Consider the following 17,626-nt stretch of genomic DNA (forward strand, 5'->3'; position numbering starts at 1 on the left):
CACACAGCGCTCTTCCCGCGCCGGCCATTCCTCATACGGCACCGTCGGCCTCCAGTTCGGTCATGGGGAGGTCGATGGAAAAAACCGTGCCCTGGTTAAGCACACTCGAGACATGGAGGGTTCCGCCGTGCTGCGTGATGAGCTTCTGGCAAATGGCCAGGCCAAGCCCCGTCCCCTGGGCCTTGGTGGTGAAAAACGGAGTGAAGATTTTGCTGATGATCGGCTCGGGAATACCCGGCCCCGTATCGGCCACCTCCACGCGGACCCACAAACCTCCCTCGCGCTCCGCGATACGGCTGGCAACGGTGAGGGTGCCACCGGTCTCCTGCATGGCCTGGATGGCGTTCAGGATCAGGTTGAGCACCACCTGCTGCACCTGCTTGGGGTCCACGAAAACGAGGGGGAGCGGCTCCTGCAACTCCAACCGTTTCTCGATGTTCTTCCCGCCTTTGTGCTGAAGGGCAAAGAGCAGGGTCTTGCGCAAGACATCGTTCAGATCGGTGGGAGCGGGCTCCGGATGGGTCGGCTTGCCGAAGAAGAGAAGATCGTTGACCGTCTTGTCCAGACGGTTGACCTGCTCGATTACCTCGCCGATGATTTCCCGGCGGGGATCCTCCTCCTGGAAATCCTGGCGGATGATGGTCATTGCTGCGGATATCCCGGCCAGCGGGTTCTTGATCTCATGGGCGATACCAGCGGCCATTTCTCCCACGGACGCAAGCCGGTCGGCCCGCTCCATCTGCTGGAAGTGATACTGCTCCAGCTCTTGCTTGGCCTTGTCGAGCTTGTCGACCATGGAGTCAAAACTGGTTATGAGCCGACCGATCTCATCCCGGCCGCCGTTGACCATCCTGACCTTCAGATCGCCCTGCTCCACCCGGGCCATGCTCTCCACGATACGATTGAGCGGCTGCCTCACGAAACGCACCATGACGAGAGAAACAGCAGCCGCGCTAAAAAGGATGATGGCGCCGGTGGAGAAGAGGAAGAGACGGGTCGCCTCGTTGATGCGCCGATTGGTATCCGCCAGGGAGTAGTTGACGTTGAGCACTCCGATGACCCGCCGCTTGCGACCGTGGCAGATGTGGCACTGCTCCTCGTTGTAGATCGGCTTGATCATGCCGAAGACTTCACCGTGGCTGCCGCTGGCGAAGATCCCTTCCCGCAGATTGTTGGCAAAGAGCTGGTAGTCTCCGTCCGGCACCGTTCCGCCCATCTCAGAGGGGAGCGACGACTTGAGGACAACCCCCTGGGGATGGAATATCCGCACCCCCAGGAGCTTAGAGTGGCTCTTGCCGACCATCTCCAGCATGCGCTGGACGTCCTGGGTATCGCCGATGCTCATGGAACGATAGATGCTCCGCTCAATGGTATTGAGGAGCAGGAGTGTATTCTCGCGGGCCGCCGCGATCAGCTGGCGCTTCTCCCGCTTGAAGTTAAGATAGGTAAAGGTACCGATCCCCACGGAAAGCAGGCCGACCAGGATGATTATCACACGTGTTGTGAGGCTTCTGAATACCAACCTGCCCCCATGGGCCGGCTGTTCACGAAGAACAGCCGCCGGGTAATGTAAGTAGCGAGAAAAACATCAGCGTGGCCGGAGCCGAAGCGCGTCTACTGAATCAACTGCTGAGACGATGTGGTTGCCTGCGTCCGCGCCCCCTGATTCTGCTGTCCGGCCGGGGCAACGATGGTGAACACCCACTTCTTGTACTGGTCCTGGTTCTCGAAGGTGGCCAGCTCATCGGGGAAGTTCGTCTTTTTGAGCGGCTCCTGCTCACTGGTGCTCATGACGCCGACGATCCCCTTGCCCGGCTGGACGATGGTCGCGAAATCCTTGCCGGTGATCGGGTCCTTGTAGAGCCGTCGCAGATACTTCTGCCGCGCGGCGCTCTGGGGATCCTTGAGGAGATCCTTCAGGTCATTGAGCGGCCTGGGGGCTCCTCCGCCCGATCTGGTCGGAGTGTGCCACTGCTCCAGGGCGATCCGGTACTGGTTCCCCCTGAACAGGAGCTCTTCCTCCCGCTCCCGCTTCATCACCATCTGCCAGCTCTGCCCCACGATCCCCAGCATGATTCCCATGACAATCACGATCATCAGGGCGCCGACAAAGGTGAAGCCGCCGGAGGATGCAAGGATTCTCCTCACCCTCGTTCCTCAGGGCCGCTTGCGCGTGAGCACCTCGCGCCCCGCCTCGGCCAGATCGGCCGGCATGAGTCCGAAATATTTCAGCAGTTCCTCGGCTTTGCCGGACAGGCCGAAGCGGTCATTAATTCCGACCCGCTTGAGGGGCACCGGACAGTTCTCCGCAAGGAATTCGGCAGCGGCCCCACCAAGCCCGCCCACTATGGAATGCTCTTCGGCGGTAACGATGGCACCGGTTTCTTGAGCGGCGCGCTGCAGAATCTCGCCGTCCAGAGGCTTGATGGTGGCCATATGGATCACCCGCGCCGAGATACCCTCCTGAGACAGGAGTTCCGCGGCGGCCAAAGCCTGAGCGGTCATGAGGCCGGTGGTTACGAAGGTCAGGTCCGTACCGTCCGCAAGCTGGACCCCTTTACCGATCTCGAAGGGAGTATCGGTCGAGGTGACGGTGGGGACCTTGTTGCGGCCCAGGCGTACGTATACCGGGCCGCGATGGGCGGCGGCGGCACGGATCGCCCTGGCCGTTTCCGGGCCATCGGCCGGGACGATAACCGTCATGTTCGGCACCGCCCGCATGATGGCAATATCCTCCACCGACTGGTGGGAGCCACCGTCCTCGCCAACGGTGATGCCGCCGTGGGTGGCCACCACCTTGACGTTGGCCTTGGGATAGGCCAGCGACTGGCGAACCTGCTCCCAGGCCCGTCCCACGGCAAAGATAGCGAACGTTGATACAAAGGGGATTTTACCTGCCGCGGCAAGGCCCGCGGCCGTGCCGACCATATTGGCCTCGGCGATCCCCATATTGAAGAAACGGTCCGGGAATTTCTTGGCAAAGACCGACGTCTTGGTGGAGCCGGACAGGTCGGCGTCGAGGACGACGACACTGCCGTTCTCCTCTCCAAGTTCGGCGAGGGTCTGGCCGTAGGCGTCGCGGGTGGCGATCATGGTGCTCATATGTCAATGTCCTTTCTGATCAGTGATGTGGCGCGCGGCACGTTACAGGTAGCACTGCTCCCCGAGACACTCCAGTGCCTTGGGAAGCTCCTCGTCACTGGGAGCGACGCCGTGGTAGGACGCCTTGTTCTCGAAGAAGGAAACACCTTTCCCCTTGACGGTGCGGGCAACGATGGCGGTCGGCCGGCCGTTGACCTCCGCGGCCTGGGCCAGCGCGCCGACGATGGCGGCCATGTCGTGACCGTCGATATCGATGACGTTCCAGCCGAAGGCGCGGAACTTGTCGGTGACCGGCTCCACGTTCATGACCTTTTCAACCTCGCCGTCGATCTGGAGGCGGTTCACATCAATGAGGGCACAGAGGTTGTCGAGCTTGAAGTGACCGGCGGCCATGGCCGCTTCCCAGACCTGTCCCTCCTGGAGTTCGCCGTCGCCCAACAGGGCGTAGACCCGGCTCGCACTGCCGTCAAGACGCAGGCCGAGGGCCATGCCGTTGGCCATGGAAAGCCCCTGCCCCAGCGATCCGGTGCAGACCTCGACACCGGGGGTCTGCTTGCTGTCCGGATGTCCCTGCAGGTGGCTGCCGAGACGCCGCAGCATCATCAGATCTTCTTTCGGGAAATACCCCGTCGCGGCAAGGGCCACGTAAAGAGCCGGCGCCGCATGTCCCTTGCAGAGGACGAACCGGTCCCGTTCGGACCAGGCCGGATTGGTCGGATCATGCTTCATTTCGTGGAAGTAGAGGGCGGTCACCATATCGATGGCAGACAGGGAACCACCGGTATGCCCCGACTGGGACGAATGGAGTGTCTTGACAATGTCGACCCTGAGCCGCCGGGCCGTCTCTTCGAGTTGCTTGATCTTTTCGCTGTCCACAATGGTCCTTTCCGTGGGTGATGTTGGGTGTATTTCGTCTCAGTCTTTATCGTCTGCCAAGAGAAAATCGAGGATAACCTCATCGAGGCTGGACGGTTTTTCCTGTGGTTTGGCGGGAGGTTTCGGTGGTGGGGATGACGGGGCGGCAGCCGGCGGGGCCGGCGCAACCTGCGTGGAGGCGACTGCGGGCGCTTGTTCCGGCGCAGCGGCAGGCTTGGCAGCCGGCGCCGGCTGCCGGGAGGGGAAGGCCCGGTCGTCAAACTCGCCGTTCTTGAGCCGGCGGAGCATGTCCTTGTGTTGTTCCTTCATGAGCTCCTGAACCACCTGATCCAGGTTATCCATCTTGATGATATCGGCGTAGCTCGTCTTGCGGGAACAGATGATGGTCCCCCCCCGATAGAGGAGGGTTATGATGTGGGGATTGGCAATGCCGCTGTCTTCCGTCTGAACATGGAAGATCTCGCCCCGGTACATGACGTTGTGGTTGAATCCGACGTTCATGGCTGTCCATCCATCAAGAGACGCAACAGGTTAAACTAGCACGCAACTCCGCGTAACGCAATGACTAATCCACCCCGAGGAGCGCCTTTATACGCGCCACCGCGTCCATGGCATCCCGGGCATAAAGGTCTGCGCCGATCCGGTCGGCATACTCCTGGGTCACCACCGCTCCCCCCACCATGGTGAAAGTCCGGATGCCGGCAGCCCTGAGGCGGGCGAGCACGTTTTCCATCTCGGTCATGGTTGTGGTCATGAGGGCCGAGAGCCCCACCGCATCGGCCCCGTTGCGCTCGGCTTCCGCCACGATCCGGTCCGCCGGCACGTTCTTGCCCAGATCGATGACCCGGAACCCGTGGTTTTCCAGCAGAGTGCAGACGATGTTCTTGCCGATATCGTGGATATCCCCTTCCACCGTGGCCATGAGGATGGTCCCCTTCGATTCCGCCTCTCCTGTCATCTCCTGCTTGAGCCGCGCGAACGCGGCCTGCATGGCCTCGGCCGACTGCATGACCTGGGGGAGGAACACCTGGTTTTTCTCGAAGCGGCGCCCCACCTCCTCCAGTCCCGGCAGGAGTCCCTCGTTGCTCACCTGGAGCGGCTCAAGCCCATGGGAAAGGGCTTCCTCCACCAGGGAGACGATTCCCTCTCCGTCGCCGGTTATTACGGCCCGCGCGAGCCGCTGCCGGATATCGGGAAGCTCGCCCGTCGCTGCCGGCTCGGCCGCGGGAGGAGCAACGCCGGCATAGGCGGCGATGTAGGCGGCGGCGTTCGGATCCCGGTTCAGAAGCACCATTGACGAATGCCAGGCAGCCATCATCTCCTCTTCCTTCGGGTTCACGATGGCGGCATCGAGCCCGGCAGCCAGGGCCATGGCGAAGAATGCCGAAGAGATGAGCGGCCGGCGGGGAAGGCCGAAGGAGATGTTGCTGACCCCGAGGACCGTGGGGCAGCCGAGCCGCTCCTTGACGAGCCGCACCGCTCTCAAGGTTTCCATGGCCCGCTTCTGCTCGGCGCTCACGGTAAGGGTGAGGCAATCGATCACCACGTCCGGCCGCCGGATACCCGCCTTGCCGGCCGCCTTGACGATCCGCTCCGCCACGGCCAGACGCCCCTCGGCGGTCTCTGGGATCCCCGTCTCGTCCAGTGCAAGTCCGATCACGGCCGCCCCGTACTTCCGTGCCAGGGGCAGAACGCGCTCCATGCTCTTTGCTTCGCCGTTCACGGAATTAAGGAGCACCTTGCCGTCGGCGGCCTTAAGCCCCCGCTCCAGGGCGGCGGGATCGGACGAATCAAGGACCAGCGGCGCGCCAACTGCAGTGGCAACGGTAACGACGGCCCGTTCCATGGCGGCCGGTTCGTCGATTCCCGGCGTACCCACGTTAACGTCCAGAAGGACGGCGCCGCGGGCGGTCTGCTCCAGGGCCTCCCGCCGGATGTAGGAGACCTTTCCATCCTGCAGTTCCTGGGCAAATCCCTTCTTGCCCGTGGGGTTGATCCGTTCGCCGATGATGGCGGCAGGAAGCCCTGCGCCAATGGCCACCACGGTGGTGCGACTGGAGAGGAAGGTAACTCCCTCGGCCGGGCCACAGGCGCGCAGGGACTGATCCCGCAGGGCCAGGGCCTCCCTGATGGCGCGGATGTGGGCGGGCGTGGTGCCGCAGCAGCCGCCGATGACCCGGACGTTCAGATCCAGCAACCGGTCATGGAACGCCGTCATGTCGTCGGGAGTGCCGGGGAAGACGGTGGCGCCGTCCACAAGCGTCGGCAGCCCCGCGTTGGCCTGGGAAATGAGAGGAAGCCGCGTAACCCGTCGCATGGCCGCCATGACATCGCAGATGCCGTCGGGACCCAGGCCGCAGTTGGAGCCGACGATGTCGGCACCGGCCGCCTCCAGGGTCACCGCGGCGGCCTCGGGCGAGGTGCCGAGGACGGTCCGCCCCTCGTTGTCAAAGGTAAGCTGGGCAATGACGGGGGTTTCCGGCGAAATCTCGCGAATGGCGATGACCGCAGCACGGATTTCCTTGATGTCGAGAAAGGTCTCCAGGGTGATCAGGTCCGCCCCGGCGTTGATGAGCGCCTGTGCCTGCTCGCGGAAGATGGCGGCCATCTCGTCGAACGACACATCTCCCACCGGCTCCACGAACTGCCCCGTGGGGCCGATTGATGCGGCCACGTAGGCCCGGTCGCCGCAGACCTCCCGCGCGATGGCCACGGCCCGGGCATTGATCTCGGCGACCCGGTCCTGAAGGCCATAGTGCTCCAGCTTGGCACGGCTGCCGCCAAATGTATTTGTAACGATGATATCGGCGCCGGCATCCAGGTATTCCCGGTGGACGCCGGCAACCACCTCGGGCAGGGTCAGGTTGAGTTCCTCGGGGGACTGGCCGGGTCTGAGCCCCCGCTCCTGGAGCATGGTCCCCATGGCGCCGTCAAGGACGAGGACCCGCTCGGCAATAGCCTGAAGAAAGGGTTGTTTCATGGTTCACCAACCTTTGGCAATAGTTACGGATCGATTCGATCGGCCGCCCGGGGCAGCCCCAGTGCCCGGCGACCGGACGTTGCCCTCACCCGCTCACTGGGGCTGACGGGGCTCCGGCTCGGCGGGACGCTCTTTGGAGTAATCGGGCTCTATCGGCTGGCGCAGGTCCAGGTGTCCCGTGAGTGATTCGGCCTCGGCGCCGTCCAGAAGGAACCTGACCTGTTTGAGCTGGGGGAAATTGAAGCAGACGGTATTCACCACCGAATAGACCGCTGTCATCTCGGAGGAACTGCCGCCGGGGAGACCATCGGCCAACTCACGCCCGAAGTCGATCACCGCCGTATGTCCCTCGATTCGCACGTGACGCACGGTTGTCGTGGGGGGAACCGTGGGCTGAAGCGCTCCCAACGGACCATTGATCAACTCGTCCAGGACCGCATCGACACAATCGGCAAGCTGATCACAGGCGGGGACTTCGCGCCCTTCCCGGGCAAGCCCGTCGCCCTCAGGGGCGGCAAAGAACAGGGTCACCCTGAAACTTCCGGTAGCCCCAGGCACGGGCTGAACCGTGGGAAGCTCGTGACGCTGACGATATTTGTCGAACATGAGAAGACCGATGACCAGCGCCGCTGCGGTGAAAGCCGCCAGCAGAACAAGGCTCCGGCGACGGGGGGTGGAACGCTTCATGGCCGCTCCTTTTCCGCATCGAGACTCACCTGGTAGACATCACCGAGCCTGCCGCCGATGAAGCGGTTGCCGACCCGAATGAAGCCGGCAGGCACATCAGTGACGAAGAAGTGGTGATTGCCCTGCTCACCGTCCGGCCGGAGCAGGTCACGCCCTCTCAGGATGTCGGCCACGGTGCGCGCCGTCTCTTCGGCCGAATCCACGAGCCTGACGTCTTCACCAACGGTTTCACCGATGACCCTCTTGAGGAGGGGGTAGTGGGTACAGCCGAGTACGATGGTGTCGACCCCCTGCTCCCGCAGACCGGCCAGGTAGGTGCGGGCCGTCAGGCGCGCCACCTCGTTGTCGGTCCACCCCTCTTCGGCCAGGGGAACGAAGAGCGGACAGGCACGGGTGATCACCTCAACCTCGGGATTAAGTCGCTTGATGGCCTTGGCGTAAGCACTGCTCCGGATAGTCCCCTCGGTGCCGATAACCCCGACCTTGCCGGTTCGCGTGGTGGCCACGGCCCGGCGGGCACCCGGCTCGATGACGCCGACTACCGGGATGGGAAGCCGCTCGGTGAGGGCTTCGAGGGAAGCGGCCGAAGCGGTGTTGCAGGCCACCACCAGGAGCTTGATGTCGCGCTTCACCAGGAACGATGCGATTTCGAGGCTATAGCGGGTGACGGTTTCAGGGGATTTGGTCCCGTAGGGGACCCGGGCGGTATCGCCCAAATAGATGGTATCCTCCTGGGGGAGGACCTTGATGATCTCCTTGAGGACGGTCAGTCCTCCGACCCCCGAGTCGAAAATACCTATGGCTTTCCAGGGCACGATTCTTCTCCGCACGCGGACGCTCGCCGATATCGCCGGCCCGTGGGCAACGGGCATCCCTGCCGGGAAAACGGTCGGCGCTTTCAGTTGTTGCGTCGCTTAAAAATGTATATACTAGGGAAGCCATATTACCTTGTCAAGCCATTTGCCCGGACACCCAATGGTGTAACCCCGCTTCATTTCAAGGTGAAAGACCGATAGCCGCCTGGAGCTCCCATGGAAAAACAGGAACTGCTCGATAAGACCCGTGAGACCCTCAGCCCCTTCGAGACGGGAAACATCATCGCGTACATAAAGAGCCTGACGCTCAAAAGCGCCATGGAAAATCCGTGGATCATCAGCATCCTGGCCATCGTCATCTTTTACGGGGTGTTCAAGAGATCGAAATTCGTCCTGTCGACGGTTTTCGCCATCATCTCCATTACGCTTCTCATCCGGCTCACCCTGCCGACGGGAGAGGGAAACGAGCTGACTCTCGGCTCCACCCTTCCCTTTGCCTTCGGCGGCCTCGTGATTGGCGCATTTCTCATCTATTTCATCTTCATCAAATCGGAGTAACATCCCAGTGCACCGTGTCGGATTCACAACCACCATCCCGCTGGAGATTGTCCTGGCGGCGGGCATGACTCCCGTTGACCTGAACAATGTCTTCATCACCAGCCCCCACGCCACCCGGATGATCGAGGAGGCCGAGGTGGACGGCTTCCCCCGCAGCATCTGCGGCTGGATCAAGGGGATCTATGCGGCGGTGGTCGAGTGCGGCATCCACGAGTTGATCGCCGTGACCGAGGGGGATTGCAGCAACACCAGGGCACTCATGGAGGTGCTGTCGCTGAAGGGGGTGGAGACGATCCCCTTTGCCTACCCCCACGACCGGGACCCGGCAGGGCTGCGCTTCGAAATCGAAAAACTCATGCGCCGGTTCGGGGTCGGCTGGGACGCGGTGAAGCTCTCGCGGGAGCGACTGGGGCGAATTCGGCGCAAAGTCAAGGAGATTGACCGCCTCACCTGGGATGAAAACCGGGTAAGCGGCCAGGAAAACCACTACTTCCAGGTCTGCACGAGCGACATGAACAGCGACCCGGACCGGTTCGAGGCGGAAGTCGACGCCTTCCTGGAAAAAGCGCGGCAGCGGGAGCCCTTCCGGCAGCGGCTACGGCTCGCCTACATCGGCGTCCCCCCCATCATGACCGACCTCTACCCTTTTGTGGAAACGCTCGACGCCCGGGTGGTCTTCAACGAAACCCAGCGCCAGTTCGCCATGCCCTTCGACACGCCGGACCTGGTTGAGCAGTACCGGGCCTATACCTATCCCTACGACATCTTCCACCGCCTCTCGGACATCCTGATGGAGCTGGAGCGGCGCAAGGTCGACGCGGTGATCCACTACGTCCAGTCCTTCTGTTTCCGGCAGATCGAAGATATGATCGTTCGCCAGAAGCTCCCCCTGCCGGTGCTGACCCTGGAAGGTGACAAACCCGGCCCCCTGGATGCACGAACCAGAATCCGGATCGAAGGGTTCCTGGAGATGCTGGCATGAATCTGGGGATCGATCTCGGCAGCAGAAAGGCGAAATTCGCCCTGGTGCAGGAGGGGCACGTGATTCGCCTGGCGGACCACGACACGGTCCCCTTCTACAAGCGCTACGGCCGACTCGAAGGGGAAGAGCTGGTCCTGGACCTGGCCGCCAGCGGTCTCTTCTCGGCCGAAGAGCTGGAGGGGGCAACGGTGGTGGTCACGGGGTACGGCCGCAATACCCTGTCGCTGCGGGGCGCACGGGTGGTGTCGGAAATACGGGCCCACGTGGCAGGAGCTCTTGCCCAGACAGGACTCGCCGACTTCACCCTCCTGGACATGGGAGGGCAGGACACCAAGGTGGCCCTCGTGAAGGCCGGCAAGCTCACCGACTTCGTGATGAACGACAAGTGCGCCGCCTCCAGCGGCCGCTATCTGGAAAATATGGCGGCAATCCTGGAGGTATCCCTCGCCGAACTCTCGTCCCACTGGCACGATCCTGTGCCCCTCGATGCCACCTGCGGCATCTTCGGCGAATCGGAACTCATCGGCCAGATCCTGCGAGGATATCCCGTGGAGCGGCTCTGCGCCGGAGTCAACCAGACCCTGGTAAAGCGGGTGCTCCCCATGCTCAGGCGCTTTCCGTCCGAGACGGTGGTGCTCACCGGCGGGGTAGCCCACAATCGGGCACTGGTCCGCCTCCTCGAGGAGGCTACCGGGCGTACCCTGGTCGTGCCGGAGCACCCGCAGCACAACGGCGCCATCGGCTGCGCCAGCATGTAGGGAGCGCGGTCGCGCCGCAAGCGGGTTACCGCGGGAGGCCGCTTGCGCTCCCCCCCCATGAATGCGTGAACAACTATCCCAGAAGGCCGGAGGTTTTCCTGTGAAACTTGCAAAAAAGGACTGGTTTTTTATTGTTCTCATCGTGGTTGTGGTCGGAGTATTCTGGGCCATCTCCGGTGAAGTAAGGACAAAAAAGGTTCCCCTCGACACCAATCACAAGCGATTCTACGACGCATTCGCCCAAGGAGCGGGCAAGCTGGATCTGGACCGCCAGTGCGTGGAATGCCACCACGAAAAGCCCGGCGGCATCCCGTTCCCAAAGAACCACCCCGTGAAACCGGCGGACGGCCCCATGCGCTGCCTTTTCTGCCACAAGTTCAAGTAGCCGCACCATGGGGGTGCTGAACGTCACCCGGGAACTGGAGCGGCTCATCGCCCACGTGACGGACCGTGTTCCCGAGCTGGCGCATATCGATCCGACCCGGCTCCTGGTCTGCATTTCCTCTACGCGGGGGACCGGCGTGCGCGGCACCTACGCCCGCATCCACCCCCTCCGTTTTCCCGGCGGAGCCCGGTCGGTGGAGCGGCGGCGGGGGCGCCATACCTGGGTCAGCACCATGCCGACGGTTGTTCACCGCCAGGTGGAGATTCTGTACGTCATCTACTTCCTGGTCCCCCGCTTCCTTGATCTCTCCCTCCGCGAGAAACTCATTACGGTCTTCCACGAGCTGTATCATATCTCCCCCGCCTTTGACGGCGACATCCGCCGTTTTCCGGGCCGTAACTATGCCCACGGCAGCTCGACCCGCCGCTACAACACCCGCATGGGAGAACTGGTTGACATCTATCTGGCTGACCATGGCGATACTGAACTGCTTGCCTTTCTTGAGGGAAACATGCTGGAGCTGCGCACCCGGCACCGGACCCTGGTGGGGCGAAGGTTCCCGGTGCCGCGCATCAAAAGCGAACGTGTTTAAAAAAGAGTGCTAAAGAGTCTCTGCACGCTGCCGATATGCTACAAGTAACAACGTCCACCACGAGGGTATCGCCATGGCAATCGGCTGGAGAGATGATCTGCTGACGGGTGTCGTCGAAGTCGACGATCAGCACAAGGAACTGTTCCGGAGGTTCGGTGAACTGTTGACCGCCTGCAATCAAGGAAAAGGAGGCGAAGAGGTCCTGCGGCTCTTCAACTTCCTGGACGACTACGTGGTGAAGCACTTCGCCGCGGAAGAGCGGATCATGCGCCAGCACGGCTACCCCGACTATCTGGAGCACAAGCAGCAGCACCAGGGGTTCACCCGCCGGCTGGAAGAGCTCAAGCGCCAGTTCCGGGACGAAGGAGCGGGGCTCTCTCTGGTGATCACCACCAACCATGTGATGATCGAGTGGCTATCGCGGCATATCGAGAAAATGGACAAGGAAATCGCGAAGTACGTCAAGTAGTCTGCAAGCAGACGTTTCGCAGTGGCGGGCCGCCGTGCACGATGCATGGCGGCCCTTTTGCGTTCAGCCGTAATGCTTCAGTTTTCGAGATTGACGCGAAAGAAAAGAACCAGCTTTGCCTTCTCTTCCTTGTTGAGGGGTACCGGTGACATGAGGGCGCCGGGACGGACGCTGCGGGGATTGTCGAGCCAGCGGCCGAGACGTTCGGGGGTCCAGGGCTCGCCCGGCTTGAAGGGGGTAGGGTAAAACGGGGAGAAGAGCCCGGAAAGGTTCGGCGCGACGGTGCCGGCACCCAGCCCTCCCTCGCCGGCGGTAAGGAGCCGGTGGCAGCCGCCGCACTTGGTGACGAACAGGTTGTCTTCCTTCGCGCGGACGGCCTCGAAGTGGACGACAAGAGGGACGGCAGCGGTCCCTTGTGCGGGAGCGGCCCCGGCAAAGGCCATGATGGCATTCACCACATCGGAGGCCCGGCGATCGTCGAACCGGAAGTCGGGCATGAAGAGAACCGGCTGCCGGATTGCCACGAAGAGTCTCACCGGGTCATCGCCGACCAGACGGTCCAGGTCGGCGGCCAAGCGCGTCCCCGTTCCTCCCAGGCGATGGCAGCGGCGGCAGCCGAACCGCTCTGCCAAGCGCTTTCCCTCCTTCACCCGGACGCTGCCGGGAATCGTAAAATGAGACAGTTCCGCCGGCACGAGCCGATAGTGGGCGATGGCCAGACGCGTGCTTCTGCCGTTACCCCGGTGACAGGAGACGCAGGTGCCCTTTTCCGCATGGTGGGGGCGGTGGCAGGAGCGGCATCCCTCGCCCGGCGGCGGTCCGACGCAGGCGGACAGAAGAGCGGCGATCAGGATCAGAAGGGCCAGACGAGCGACCAATTCTCCCCCCGGAAGACCATGGCGAGCACAGTCAGGGCTACAATGACGGCAAAGGCTCCCAGCGTGAGCCACGAGGAGGCGCGGTTACCCTCACCGAACCAGACGGCCCGCTCGGGCCGGTGCCTGCCAAGCCACGGCATGAGCAGGAACCAGAGAGAGAGGGCCACAATGCCCCAGGCGAAGCCGTTGCCGTGGCTCACGACCTCCTGGGTCCAGAGGAGAAACCAGGCCGATTTGGCCGGGTTTGGCGGGGCGGCCGGGTTGGCGGGGGCCAGGAGCGGCGCGGGGACAACCAGGGCGAGGAGCGCCAGCAGGAGCAGTCCGGCGGCAAAGGCCCGTTTGACCGGACGGAAAAAGTAGGGAGAACTCCGGACGTATTCCCCGCCACCCCGGGGCCCGCGGCGCAGGTCCCGCTCCGGTTCACCGCAATGCATAGGTTCTCTCACGGCATCCGCTCCTCTCACAGATAGGGAAGCAGCCCCTTGGTCTTGCGTACCCGGTAGAAATGGAGAAACGACAGCCCCATGATGCCCAACGGAACGATGACCACGTGCAGGGCGTAGAAGCGCAGGAGCGATAGAGACTCTCCCACCCCGTCGGGAACAAGGACGGCCCGGAGCCAGCCGCCGCCCGGAAAGGTGGCCAGCAACTCCATGCCGGTACGGGTGGCCCAGAAGGCCAGTTGGTCCATGGGGAGCAGATAGCCGGTGTATGCCTCGAACACCGACAGTCCCAGGAGTCCCACCCCCACCACCCAGGTCAGTTCGCGGGGCGGCCGGAAGGCACCGGTGAGCACGACCCGCAGGATGTGGAGGAACATCAGACAAAGGAACCCGTGGGAGGCAAGCCGGTGAAGCGCCCGCAGGTACTTTCCCCCCACAACCGTCGACTCCAGGAACAGAATCGAATCAAAGGCCCGGTCGGGGGTCGGCTGGTAGTAGAACAGCAGCAGTACCCCGGACACGATCAGGGCGAAGAATGCCGTAAAGGCGAGTCCGCCCAGACAGAATGTGTAGCTGAACCGCAGGTTCTCCCGCAGGACCACCCGGGGGAAGAGATGTTTGGCGAATTCCTTGATCATCCGATGACAATCTCCACCCGCTCGCCCCGGTCCTCCACCCGATGGCGGGCCAGGGGACGGTCGGCGGGACCTTTGGCAACGTTTCCCTTCAGGTCGAAGCGGCTGCCGTGACAGGGACAGACAATCTCCGACGGCGTGACGGTTACCGTGCAGCCCAGATGGGTGCAGGTGAGGTCAAGGGCATAGAGCGTATCCCCATCCCTCATGACCGCCAGGTGCCGTTCCTTGAACACAAGGGCGCCCCGTGGGGGGATCGATGCCTTGGCAACGGTGAATCGCTCTCCCCCGCCCCGCCCCGCGGGAACGAGAAAGCGCCACGCCGCCGCCAGCGAGGCCGTGAATGCGGCTAACGCCGCGATGAACCGCCGGCGTCCCCGGTCAAATCCCGCCATCGTTCCAGATACCCTTTCGTGTATTCGGGGGTCCGCACCCCCATGCGCCGCACCCGCTCCGGCTCCATGAACGTACCGTTGGCAATCCGCTGGCCGGTGCGGTCCCAGAAGGAATCGAGAGAAAGGCCATCGGCCCGGGTCCGGTAGATCCGCTCGTGGGGCGGTTCCAGCAGAAAGCGCCGCGGGTTGTCGTGACAGCCGTCGCACATGACCGTTTCGCGCCGGATGGTGTGAGGGGCGAAGGTCTTCCAGCGGGCTGCCAGGAGCCGGTTCTCCTGCCCCACTACCCGTTCGTTGCGGAAATCCGAATGGTAAAGGATGAACTGGGGCCGGGCCGGGCTCACCCGCCCCGCTTCGTTGAGCGCGAGGGGGGGGGCGTCCTGCCGCTTGAGATAGGCACTCTTTACCCAGTCGTCCTGACGGGTGACCACCTGGAAGCGGGACTGGAGCCGGGGGCTGTTGGTGAAGCGCAGCCAGAAGGTACCGTACTCCTGGGGTGCCCACGCGGCATGGCAGGCAACGCATTCGAGCCGGTCCTGGTGGGCGGCGATGCGGTGTTCAACCACCCGCGGATCCGGCGTGTGACAGTCGGTGCACCTCTTTGCGGTCCGCTTGCCGGCAGCCAGGCTCGCCATGGAGTGGCAGTCGGCGCACCCCATCCCTGCCTCGGCATGGACGTCGGGCAGCATGGGGAGGAAGGTCTCGCCGTTGGCCAGCTCACCCCGCTGGTAGCGCAGGGCATCCTCCCGGGGCGCCCGGCCGTGGTAGTCGGTGCCCACGAAGTAGCCCCGGTGGCAGGAGAGACACTGGGCATCCCGGGGGCGGGCCAAGGCATGGCCGCCGCCGGGATGGCAGTCGAGGCAGCCCGTTACGTGGCAGCCGCCGCACTGGTTGCGGAAGAATGCTCCGTCGGCTCGCCCCAGGGTATCGGCCACGAAGCGCCGTTCCGCGCTCCGGGTGGTCATGGGGTGGTCGAAGAGACGGTCGTATCCACGGTGGCAAGCCACGCACCGGGCGGCGCGGTCGGCCACGAGTGCCGGGTTGCGCACAGTGGCCCGGTCGTCGCCGTGGCAGGGGGAACAGCCGATGCCTGCATGGGGGCCGGTAAGGACATCCCGATGGCAGACGCGGCAATTTTCGCCCGTGGCGGCGTCAGCGGGCCACGGCGCGACCGGCGCTGCCAGTAAGCAGGCGGCGATGCAGAGCATCATCCAGCGCACGATAGTCGAGCTCCTTGCGGTAGATGGGATCGTCGGCCCGGGTGTGGCAGACGATGCAAAGGTTTGCCCGCCAAACCCGTTTTGCCTCCGTGTCGTTCAGGGGGCGTGAGTTCTCGCGGGTGATGGCGGAGAATGCCCGTACCAGACCACCCTCCATGGTCTGGAAACCGTCCAGGGGCTTCGCTTCGTTCTTGGTACAACGCAATGTGCCATCGATCCGCCCTTTTCCCGTCACATGCTGGCCAAAGCCGAGGAAGGCGGGGTTGGCGTGGCATTCGCCGCAGCCGATGGCCCGTTCGCCGGTGTTATGGGAGTAGAACGGCGCGAACCGGAGCTGCTTTTTCCCCTTGAAGGTAGAGACGTAGCCCTCCCGGGACAGGGTGCCGTCCGGCTCCACCACGGTGACGAACGTCTGGCAGCCGGGGGTGACCGGCGCAATGCCCCCGCGCTGGTTCAGAGCCAGGGGAAAGGGATAGAGCATCCGGTAATCCTCGGTTTCCGTGAAGAGCCCGGGGGTGTCCATTCCCTTGATGAAGTCGGTGCCGGTGCGGCCCTTGTCGTATTTCGTATGACAGCCGTAGCATTGGGGGACCGCCCGGGAATGGCAGGCGGTGCATTCGAGCCGGTCGTGTCCGACCACGGTGTGGGCCGGGGAGCCGGTAATGACCTTGCTGGTGAATACCCTGCCGCTCCGCTTGCCGAGCACCGCAACCCTGCCATCCTTCACGAAGACATTTGAGTAGGGGCGCCCCTTGGCGGTAACGATCATGCGCATGCCCGGCCGCATCTGCACGGGGTAGCGGGCCGACTCCCGCACCGCCTCCTCGTTCTCCCGCACGATCTCCCGCCAGCGGGGCGGCGAAGTTGCACTGCCGTGGCAATCCTCGCAGCGAATCTCCACCTGGTGGTAGAGGTTCTCGTAGGCATAACCGTCACCCATGATGTCGCGGGAGGTGTGGCAGTCGATGCACTCCATCCCCCGGGCGTGGTGAATGTCGGGAGGGATGCTCGTCACGTTCCGGTTGCCGCTGGTGAGCTGGGGGCCCGGGAAGCCTCCCCTGGTCGGCACGAGACCGTTGTTGCCGTCGTTCAACCCCAGGTAGGAGAGAGCGATGCGGCCGCTGCGGTTGTGGCAGCGGAAGCAGACGTCGTTGCCGGGGAGCCCTTCCATCCGGTGGCTGGACGCGGCGGGCCCACGCAGTCGCATGGTCAGGTCGCTGCCCTCATAGGCGGAATCGGCATTGCGGGGAAAGTGGCAGGCCGCGCAGCCGGAGCCGTGCCCCACGCCCCAGGCATAGCGGTTTTCGATCCCCACGTGGCAGAGGGAGCAGAACTTGCGGTAGAGCTCCCCCGAGAGGTTGTTCAGTTCGGCCACGCCGTTGACCCTGACCCGCTTCCCCTCTGCGTCGTAAAGGTCGTCCTGCCGTGCTCCGTAGCGCCGGCCATCCTCCCCTTCCCAGGTAAGCTGGATATTCCTGATGATCCCCGTATTGGTATACATGAGTCCCGAGCGGACCCGGCCCAGCTGATAGGGGTGGCAGGCACCGCAACTCTTTTCCCAGACAGCCGGGTCCGAGGGGTTCCGCGGGGCGAACATGGTCCGGTGGGCGTCCTCTTTGCTCCGGGCCCGGCCGTCGCCGCCGTGGCAGGAGACACAGGAGGGATGGGCCGGTGAGGCGTGCTCGATCTTCCCGTGGCAGGAGAGACACGAGGCGTTCTCTCCCCCGCTGCTGCCGCACCCGGCAGCACTAAGGAACATAACGGCGACCGCCAGCATGAGAACGACGTCGGAAATCCTGTTCATGGCATGGTTCGCTCGATGACGCACGGGGGCAATGGTACCACAGAATG

Annotated in this window: 20 protein-coding genes; 6 read left to right on the top strand and 14 right to left on the bottom strand. The window is 63.6% G+C overall.

Annotated elements, in window-relative coordinates:
- Positions 1 to 31 precede the first annotated feature (31 nt).
- The 8 genes from GS_RS14670 to murI form a co-directional block, all read right to left on the bottom strand.
- Positions 32 to 1,522, bottom strand: a complete 1,491-nt coding sequence (locus GS_RS14670) for an ATP-binding protein (RefSeq protein ID WP_010943547.1) — start codon at positions 1,520 to 1,522, stop codon at positions 32 to 34.
- A 92-nt stretch (positions 1,523 to 1,614) separates the two neighbouring features.
- Positions 1,615 to 2,148 (bottom strand): type II secretion system protein, encoded by a 534-nt coding sequence (locus GS_RS14675; protein ID WP_010943548.1) that lies wholly within the window; start codon positions 2,146 to 2,148, stop codon positions 1,615 to 1,617.
- A gap of 9 nt (positions 2,149 to 2,157) precedes the next feature.
- The gene (locus GS_RS14680) at positions 2,158 to 3,102 is read right to left on the bottom strand and encodes a transketolase family protein (protein WP_010943549.1); all 945 of its coding nucleotides are present in this window, start codon (positions 3,100 to 3,102) and stop codon (positions 2,158 to 2,160) included.
- Between the two features lie 42 nt (positions 3,103 to 3,144).
- Positions 3,145 to 3,978 carry a transketolase gene (locus GS_RS14685; protein ID WP_010943550.1) on the bottom strand — a complete coding sequence of 278 codons (834 nt, stop codon included), beginning with the start codon at positions 3,976 to 3,978 and terminating at the stop codon, positions 3,145 to 3,147.
- Positions 3,979 to 4,017: 39 nt separating this feature from the next.
- On the bottom strand, positions 4,018 to 4,479 hold the full coding sequence (locus tag GS_RS14690) for a hypothetical protein (RefSeq protein ID WP_010943551.1): 462 nt from the start codon (positions 4,477 to 4,479) through the stop codon (positions 4,018 to 4,020).
- Between the two features lie 64 nt (positions 4,480 to 4,543).
- Positions 4,544 to 6,958, bottom strand: a complete 2,415-nt coding sequence (locus GS_RS14695; RefSeq protein ID WP_010943552.1) for a homocysteine S-methyltransferase family protein — start codon at positions 6,956 to 6,958, stop codon at positions 4,544 to 4,546.
- Between the two features lie 93 nt (positions 6,959 to 7,051).
- Positions 7,052 to 7,645 (bottom strand): GerMN domain-containing protein, encoded by a 594-nt coding sequence (locus tag GS_RS14700; RefSeq protein WP_010943553.1) that lies wholly within the window; start codon positions 7,643 to 7,645, stop codon positions 7,052 to 7,054.
- On the bottom strand, positions 7,642 to 8,460 hold the full coding sequence (gene murI, locus GS_RS14705; protein WP_010943554.1) for a glutamate racemase: 819 nt from the start codon (positions 8,458 to 8,460) through the stop codon (positions 7,642 to 7,644). The genes GS_RS14700 and murI overlap by 4 nt, the downstream gene beginning before the upstream one ends.
- 216 nt (positions 8,461 to 8,676) lie before the next feature.
- Between murI and GS_RS14710 the strand changes: the two genes are divergently transcribed.
- From GS_RS14710 to GS_RS14735, 6 genes are all read left to right on the top strand, one after another.
- Positions 8,677 to 9,018 carry a hypothetical protein gene (locus GS_RS14710; RefSeq protein ID WP_010943555.1) on the top strand — a complete coding sequence of 114 codons (342 nt, stop codon included), beginning with the start codon at positions 8,677 to 8,679 and terminating at the stop codon, positions 9,016 to 9,018.
- A 7-nt stretch (positions 9,019 to 9,025) separates the two neighbouring features.
- Positions 9,026 to 10,000, top strand: coding sequence for a 2-hydroxyacyl-CoA dehydratase family protein (locus GS_RS14715; protein WP_010943556.1), 975 nt, complete (start codon positions 9,026 to 9,028; stop codon positions 9,998 to 10,000).
- Positions 9,997 to 10,758 (top strand): acyl-CoA dehydratase activase, encoded by a 762-nt coding sequence (locus GS_RS14720; protein ID WP_010943557.1) that lies wholly within the window; start codon positions 9,997 to 9,999, stop codon positions 10,756 to 10,758. The genes GS_RS14715 and GS_RS14720 overlap by 4 nt, the downstream gene beginning before the upstream one ends.
- Before the next feature lie 100 nt (positions 10,759 to 10,858).
- Entirely contained in the window at positions 10,859 to 11,143 is a 285-nt protein-coding gene (locus GS_RS14725) for a cytochrome c (RefSeq protein ID WP_010943558.1), read from the top strand.
- A 7-nt stretch (positions 11,144 to 11,150) separates the two neighbouring features.
- Positions 11,151 to 11,735, top strand: coding sequence for a putative metallopeptidase (locus tag GS_RS14730; RefSeq protein WP_010943559.1), 585 nt, complete (start codon positions 11,151 to 11,153; stop codon positions 11,733 to 11,735).
- 73 nt (positions 11,736 to 11,808) lie between these two features.
- Positions 11,809 to 12,204 carry a bacteriohemerythrin gene (locus GS_RS14735; protein ID WP_010943560.1) on the top strand — a complete coding sequence of 132 codons (396 nt, stop codon included), beginning with the start codon at positions 11,809 to 11,811 and terminating at the stop codon, positions 12,202 to 12,204.
- A 77-nt stretch (positions 12,205 to 12,281) separates the two neighbouring features.
- On the opposite strand, the gene extS is transcribed toward GS_RS14735, so the two are convergent.
- The 6 genes from extS to extM are packed head-to-tail and all read right to left on the bottom strand — an operon-like array spanning position 12,282 to position 17,579.
- A complete protein-coding gene (extS, locus tag GS_RS14740; RefSeq protein WP_010943561.1) occupies positions 12,282 to 13,082 on the bottom strand; it encodes a selenite/tellurite reduction operon c-type cytochrome lipoprotein ExtS in 801 nt (266 codons plus the stop codon).
- A complete protein-coding gene (gene extQ / locus GS_RS14745) occupies positions 13,058 to 13,528 on the bottom strand; it encodes a selenite/tellurite reduction operon b-type cytochrome membrane protein ExtQ (RefSeq protein ID WP_235044913.1) in 471 nt (156 codons plus the stop codon). Before extQ ends, extS begins: the two co-directional genes overlap by 25 nt.
- A 14-nt stretch (positions 13,529 to 13,542) precedes the next feature.
- Positions 13,543 to 14,163 (bottom strand): cytochrome b N-terminal domain-containing protein, encoded by a 621-nt coding sequence (locus GS_RS14750; protein WP_010943563.1) that lies wholly within the window; start codon positions 14,161 to 14,163, stop codon positions 13,543 to 13,545.
- Entirely contained in the window at positions 14,160 to 14,555 is a 396-nt protein-coding gene (locus GS_RS14755; RefSeq protein WP_010943564.1) for a ubiquinol-cytochrome c reductase iron-sulfur subunit, read from the bottom strand. The genes GS_RS14750 and GS_RS14755 overlap by 4 nt, the downstream gene beginning before the upstream one ends.
- The gene (extO, locus tag GS_RS14760) at positions 14,510 to 15,775 is read right to left on the bottom strand and encodes a selenite/tellurite reduction operon b-type cytochrome iron-sulfur cluster-binding subunit ExtO (protein WP_010943565.1); all 1,266 of its coding nucleotides are present in this window, start codon (positions 15,773 to 15,775) and stop codon (positions 14,510 to 14,512) included. The genes GS_RS14755 and extO overlap by 46 nt, the downstream gene beginning before the upstream one ends.
- Positions 15,708 to 17,579: a selenite/tellurite reduction operon c-type cytochrome ExtM gene (gene extM / locus GS_RS14765; protein ID WP_010943566.1), complete on the bottom strand. Its 1,872-nt coding sequence runs from the start codon at positions 17,577 to 17,579 to the stop codon at positions 15,708 to 15,710. Before extM ends, extO begins: the two co-directional genes overlap by 68 nt.
- Between the last annotated feature and the right edge of the window lie 47 nt (positions 17,580 to 17,626).

The sequence above is a fragment of the Geobacter sulfurreducens PCA genome, from assembly GCF_000007985.2.
In the GTDB taxonomy this organism is placed as follows: domain Bacteria; phylum Desulfobacterota; class Desulfuromonadia; order Geobacterales; family Geobacteraceae; genus Geobacter; species Geobacter sulfurreducens.

What these genes read in the sequence shown, in the direction of transcription:
- GS_RS14680 (WP_010943549.1), bottom strand. Translation starts at nt 3,102, where the DNA reads ATGAGCACCATGATCGCCACCCGCGACGCCTACGGCCAGACCCTCGCC.
- GS_RS14690 (WP_010943551.1), bottom strand. Translation starts at nt 4,479, where the DNA reads ATGAACGTCGGATTCAACCACAACGTCATGTACCGGGGCGAGATCTTC.
- GS_RS14695 (WP_010943552.1), bottom strand. Translation starts at nt 6,958, where the DNA reads ATGAAACAACCCTTTCTTCAGGCTATTGCCGAGCGGGTCCTCGTCCTT.
- GS_RS14700 (WP_010943553.1), bottom strand. Translation starts at nt 7,645, where the DNA reads ATGAAGCGTTCCACCCCCCGTCGCCGGAGCCTTGTTCTGCTGGCGGCT.
- GS_RS14710 (WP_010943555.1), top strand. Translation starts at nt 8,677, where the DNA reads ATGGAAAAACAGGAACTGCTCGATAAGACCCGTGAGACCCTCAGCCCC.
- GS_RS14720 (WP_010943557.1), top strand. Translation starts at nt 9,997, where the DNA reads ATGAATCTGGGGATCGATCTCGGCAGCAGAAAGGCGAAATTCGCCCTG.
- GS_RS14730 (WP_010943559.1), top strand. Translation starts at nt 11,151, where the DNA reads ATGGGGGTGCTGAACGTCACCCGGGAACTGGAGCGGCTCATCGCCCAC.
- GS_RS14735 (WP_010943560.1), top strand. Translation starts at nt 11,809, where the DNA reads ATGGCAATCGGCTGGAGAGATGATCTGCTGACGGGTGTCGTCGAAGTC.
- GS_RS14750 (WP_010943563.1), bottom strand. Translation starts at nt 14,163, where the DNA reads ATGATCAAGGAATTCGCCAAACATCTCTTCCCCCGGGTGGTCCTGCGG.
- GS_RS14755 (WP_010943564.1), bottom strand. Translation starts at nt 14,555, where the DNA reads ATGGCGGGATTTGACCGGGGACGCCGGCGGTTCATCGCGGCGTTAGCC.
- extM (WP_010943566.1), bottom strand. Translation starts at nt 17,579, where the DNA reads ATGAACAGGATTTCCGACGTCGTTCTCATGCTGGCGGTCGCCGTTATG.